This window comes from Clostridium sp. Marseille-QA1073 (assembly GCF_054863625.1).
Map to the genome: position 1 here is coordinate 1 of NZ_JBSVQM010000052.1, position 5,613 is coordinate 5,613.

Consider the following 5,613-nt stretch of genomic DNA (forward strand, 5'->3'; position numbering starts at 1 on the left):
TATAGTATACTGCATATAAGGATAGTTGTAGAGGTGAAAAATCTTCACTCTGAAAAATTATTTTATAATACTATATGAGTTTGAATTTGAATGACTTTTACAATTAAAGTAATTAGGGGGAAAAACTATGAATAAGCTTAAAAGTATTTTTGGACCAACAGTTGATGAAGTTTGGGAGAAGCTATGTGACCAAATCAACGGAGAGATAGTAAGCAAAGGAATATGGAAAGACAAGAGAATTGAAGGAAAATATAAATGTTGGACAATTATATTGGATTGCCATACTATTATGGCAGGCCAAACACCTATGACTTATACAAGAATTAGAGTTCCTTTTATAAATGTAGATGATTTTAGATTTAAAGTATATAACAAAAATATTTTAAATACTATTGGCGAAGAAGTTAATATGGAAGAAATGGAAACAGGAAATGAAGAGTTTAATAATAATTATATAATTAAAACTACTAATATAGAAAAAATGAAGACTATAATATCAAGAGAGAAAATTTTTGATATTATAGCAAGACAAAAGAAGATAAATCTTGAGATAAGAGATGATGAAGGGAAATTTGGTGTTGAATTTCCTCAAAATGTTGATGAGATTTATTTTCATACTTTAGGTATTATAAAAGATGGAGAAAGGTTAAAAGATTTATATAATTTATTCTGTGAGCTATTAGATTTGCTCTGTGAAATTGGAAGTAGTTATGAGACTAAAGCAGCAGTAGAACTATAGAGGAGAGGATACTATGATTTTATTTGATATATATAGTGTACTGTGACAACTTACACGGGGACCTCCATTATAATAATTAGATTTGGAATATTATAAATATTGGAGGAAAAGATATGAAGATATTAAATGAAAAGTTATTCTATTCATTTATAGAAGATATAAATAAAGGCTTCTCTGGATGGGATTTTTCCTATATAAATGGAAGAATGGAGGAGTTTCCATTAAGTTATAGCTATACCAATGAGGTGTTAAAAGAAATAAAAGATAATATATTTTTATTAGATATGGGAACTGGTGGAGGAGAATATTTAGCTTCTTTTAAAAGTCTACCAGTAAATACCTTTGCAACAGAAGGATATAAACCTAATATTGTTATAGCTAGAGAAAGGTTATCTCCTTTAGGAATTGAAGTTTATGAAGTTTTAGATGATGAAAAATTACCTTTTAACAATGAATTTTTTAACTTAATTATAAATAGACATGAATCTTATTCTGTGAGAGAAATACAAAGAATATTAAAGCCGGAAGGGATATTTATTACTCAGCAAGTAGGAGGATTAAATGATAGTGACATAAATGCAGCTTTAGGATGTGAACAAAGTGAATTTTATCATTGGGATTTAAAAAAAGCTTCAAAAGATCTAGAAGATGGTGGTTTTCATATTTTAAACCAAATAGAAGACATAACTAAAACTAGATTTTATGATGTAGGAGCTATTATCTATTATTTAAAAGTAATACCATGGCAAATTTCTGATTTTTCAATTGAAAAATATTATGGCAAATTAATAAAAATACACAATAAAATTCAAAGAGAAAGGTATATAGATTTTATATGCCATAGATTTTTTATAAAAGCTAAAAAGAAACAGTAAAAACAAAAAGGGATATGATTATCCCTTTTTATTTTTATTGTTTTGCCTTAAAGCTATTAATTTACAATTAAGAAAAAATTAGGGTTGATCAACTAATTTTTTCACTAGTAATATATTTACTAGTTTATTCACCTCTGGGGAACAGTTTAATCAATTGTCAATTTTCGATTGTATAAGGATTCACCTGAGTGCAGTATAGCTCTGAACAATACCAATAAATTTAACTAATACTATGAGAGACTACAGCAACTAGTTTTTTATAAGAAGTGACTAATCATTTTAAAAAAGCATCAATTGCTTTTACATATATTAGTTTTTAAAATGGTATATATGTGTTATTGCCCTGGAAATTTAATTTCAAAATATAAGTTATAATTAATTTATAATATGTTAGATATTGAATAAAAAGAAGAGCTATATAATATATTTATATAGTTATGAAGATTTTTTAGACATTTTAAAAGAATTTATTTAATTATAAAATTTAACTTTAATATTGGAAATATTTATAAAAACTTTTGTTACGTCAGTAAAAATATAGTATAGTATTAAATGTAGACTTTTTAATGAAATTTTAACTTAAATTCTTCTATTCTTAACTATTAATTCTTAATTTCTAAAGGGTTAAGCTATTTTTATAGAAAATCTATTTTTCACAGTTTATTTTAAGTTTTCATATTGGATGTCTATAGTAGGTATTATAAAAATTTAATGTTTTATTATTTTTAGGTAAGGAGGATTTTATGAAAAAAATATTAAAAGCTAATCTATTCGGAATGATTGTTATTATTTTAATGATTTTATTATCATTTACTGTTCAATTAAAGCTTATGGAGGCAAATGTTTCAACTTTTAGTAGTATAGCGATAATGCAGGTATTAGGATTTTTCATTCCAGTAGTTGTTTACTTTTTAATAACTAAAGAAAATGTAAAAGATACTTTAAAGTTAAACAAGCTTCCATTAAAAGATATTATACTAATAATTTTATTAGCAATAGTATGCCAACCTCTAGTAATGGGATTAAGTGGCATATCTTCTATAATATCACCTAATAACTTTAGTAATGTAATGATGAGTCCTGTATCTGAAACTTCTATGCTCTTAACTATATTCTTTGTGGGAATTGTTCCTGCCATATTTGAAGAGTTAGTTTATAGAGGGCTAATACTATCAGGGTATGATAATGTTAGCATTAAAACAGCAGCAATATTTTCAGGATTATATTTTGCTTATATGCATTTGGATATTCAAAGGCTATTATATACTTTAGCTTTAGGAATATTATTTGGATATCTTGTAAGAATAACTAAATCTATTTATTCTTCAATGCTTTGTCATTTTCTTGTGAATTCTATACAGATGGTATTTTTAAAAACGATGATGAGCAAAAATGAACAAATGGATTCTGCTGCTCAATCTATTAAAGATTTACCAGGATCAGAACAAATAACTACGATCATAACATTAATTATCATGATAGTAGTTGGACTATTATTAACTAAATTAATAATGAATAAATTAAAGAAAAATCATAGCTTAGATAGTGTAGAACTTGATAAAGATGCTGTAGCTGAGAAACCTTTAAATTGGCCATTTATAGTTACAACAATAATCTTTGTAGCTATAGTAATACTTAATTATATAGCCTTATCGATTCTAAATGCTGCATAATAAAAGCCCTTTCTTAAAGTAGAAAGGGCTTTTTATCTTATATTTATCAAAAGGATTTAAAATTAAAAATTAGAATATTATTTTGTAGAAAACTAAAATAATAGATTATTGATTTAAAAAATATAGAAAAAATTTAAAAAGTACTTCTTATATATTGATGTAAGGAAGGTGAAAAAATGTTAATACCTAATTTATTAAAAGGAGATAGAGTTAAGTTATCTGCATTAAAAAAAGAGGATGTAGATAAAATTACAATGTGGCATGAAGATGTAGATTTTTTAAGAAATTATGATGGTAAGATAGCGTATCCAGAAACTAAAGAGTCTATAGAAAAATGGTATGAAGAAACTATAAACAGTAAAGAAAATTTCTGCTTTAGCATTATAACATTAGAAGAAAAAAATATGATAGGTTTCTTAGTTCTTTCAAGTATAATGTGGAACAACGGTTCTTCGTGGATATCCATATGCATAGGTGATGAAAAGAATAGAAAGAAGGGATATGGCAGCGAAGCTTTAAGATTACTAATAGATTATAGTTTTAGGGAACTCAATCTTTATAGACTTCAGCTAACAGTATTTAGCTATAATACTTCAGCCATTAAAACTTATGAAAAATTAGGATTTAAAAAAGAAGGAGTCTATAGAGAAGCAATCTATAGAGATAATAATAGATATGATATGTATTTATATGGATTATTAAAAAAAGAATGGTGTATGGAGAGATATAATGAATAAAATAAAGTTGCCAAAAGTATAAGAGGAATTATGAAAGAAAAAATAATTAGATTTTTTAAAAATAAAAGGAGAAAGAAATAAGTGATTTTCAAGCAGAAATATTTTTAAATTTTATAATAGATAACATTGGGATATATATAATGAATGAATTAAAGATACTTGTACTTTTATGAATAAAAAAGTAGATGATATGTACGGATTAGAAAAAAGGATAAGATAAGCTTAAGGTAATTTATAAGGGGAATATATAAATAGTTAAAAAATAAGGCCAATTTTTAACTATTTATATATTAGTTTTAATACTGTATTTTAAAATTTTATTTTTGAAATAATCTCATTTCTAGCTAGAAAAATGCTGAGTCCCATAATAAATATATTTAAAGCCTTTTAAGTTATGTGCTCTTACTATACTTACAGACATTTTTTTATGCTTGGGATCTAACATATTTGCCCTATGTGAAGGTGAATTTAACCATAAAGTAAATAAATTTTTAGCGTTATATTTTGAAGTATTATCTGATGCAGCCATAAGTATATTTTCACCATATCCACTATACTTATAATTGAAAGCTTCTGCTAGTACCTCTGGACCATTATTATTATAATTAGGGTTTCCGTGACTAAAATAATTTAGTTGTACCATAGAATTTGATTTATATTTAGCGATAGGGTAAATTTTATCATCCCAAATTAATGGCTCAATGCCGTGCTTTTTTCTAAGTTCATTAGTTAAGTTAAAAATTTCCTTATCAAAGGAAGACATATATTCTACGTTATATTTGTTAGGTAAAGTTTTAGGTGATTTTGTAATATGACTATTTTTTTCATATATAAACTTTAAAAGGTGACTATCTATATCTTCTCCAACCAAAAACTTATTAATTATAGTTTTATTTTCTAATAAACTATCTATTTTAGTTACTATGTCTTCGTTTATATTATCACCAAGAAGTAGTATAGGAGCTTTATTATTTCCTGCTACGATACCTATAGAAAGAGCATCAGGAAATTTATAGCCTTTTGTTATATATAGATTAGTGAAATCTAACTCTCCTTCAAAGTGTTTTATTATATTAAAGTTGGTTTCATATCTATTTTTACCACCAATTCTTACTGCATTAGGTAAGAGGCTTTTTACGTTATCTGATATAACTCCATTACCACCTATTATATAAGATTTTTTTATATGATTTTCTGATATATAATTAAGAACATCGGCTGGTATGTTATTTTTGTTGGTAAATAAAATAGGTATGTTTTTCATAGCTGAAATTGTTGAAATAGAAAGTGAATCGGCAAAACTATTCACTGATACTATGAATACTTCATCTGCATCTTTTATCATAGAGGCTATTTTTATAGAAGTCTCAAAATAATCTTTTCCATAGATCCTTTCAATATTTAAGTTGATTTCTTTTAGTGTACTTTCTACAGTTTCAGATATATTATTATAATCCCCTACAATATAAGCATTTTTAGCCTTAAGATCAATTATTTCATCTTTTACTTTATTATTAATTTCATTTTTAGAAACAAGCAAAATAGGTGCATTTTTTGATTTAGCAAGGCTAATTGCCATAAGAGCATCT

Annotated in this window: 5 protein-coding genes; 4 read left to right on the forward strand and 1 reads right to left on the reverse strand. The window is 25.4% G+C overall.

All coding sequences use genetic code 11. The features are described from left to right. The first annotated feature begins 127 nt into the window (after positions 1-127). From ACY1IQ_RS20905 to ACY1IQ_RS20920, 4 genes are all read left to right on the forward strand, one after another. Positions 128-739, forward strand: a complete 612-nt coding sequence (locus ACY1IQ_RS20905; RefSeq protein ID WP_461615810.1) for a DUF3137 domain-containing protein — start codon at positions 128-130, stop codon at positions 737-739. 113 nt (positions 740-852) lie between these two features. After that, complete coding sequence (locus ACY1IQ_RS20910; protein ID WP_461615811.1) at positions 853-1,614, forward strand: class I SAM-dependent methyltransferase; 762 nt, start codon at positions 853-855, stop codon at positions 1,612-1,614. A gap of 743 nt (positions 1,615-2,357) precedes the next feature. After that, positions 2,358-3,287, forward strand: a complete 930-nt coding sequence (locus ACY1IQ_RS20915; RefSeq protein ID WP_461615812.1) for a lysostaphin resistance A-like protein — start codon at positions 2,358-2,360, stop codon at positions 3,285-3,287. 176 nt (positions 3,288-3,463) lie between these two features. Beyond that, on the forward strand, positions 3,464-4,024 hold the full coding sequence (locus ACY1IQ_RS20920) for a GNAT family N-acetyltransferase (protein WP_461615813.1): 561 nt from the start codon (positions 3,464-3,466) through the stop codon (positions 4,022-4,024). Between the two features lie 340 nt (positions 4,025-4,364). Here the strand turns inward: ACY1IQ_RS20920 and ACY1IQ_RS20925 are convergent. Next, positions 4,365-5,613: cell wall-binding repeat-containing protein (locus ACY1IQ_RS20925; RefSeq protein ID WP_461615814.1), on the reverse strand; the 1,249-nt coding region annotated here is incomplete at its 5' end.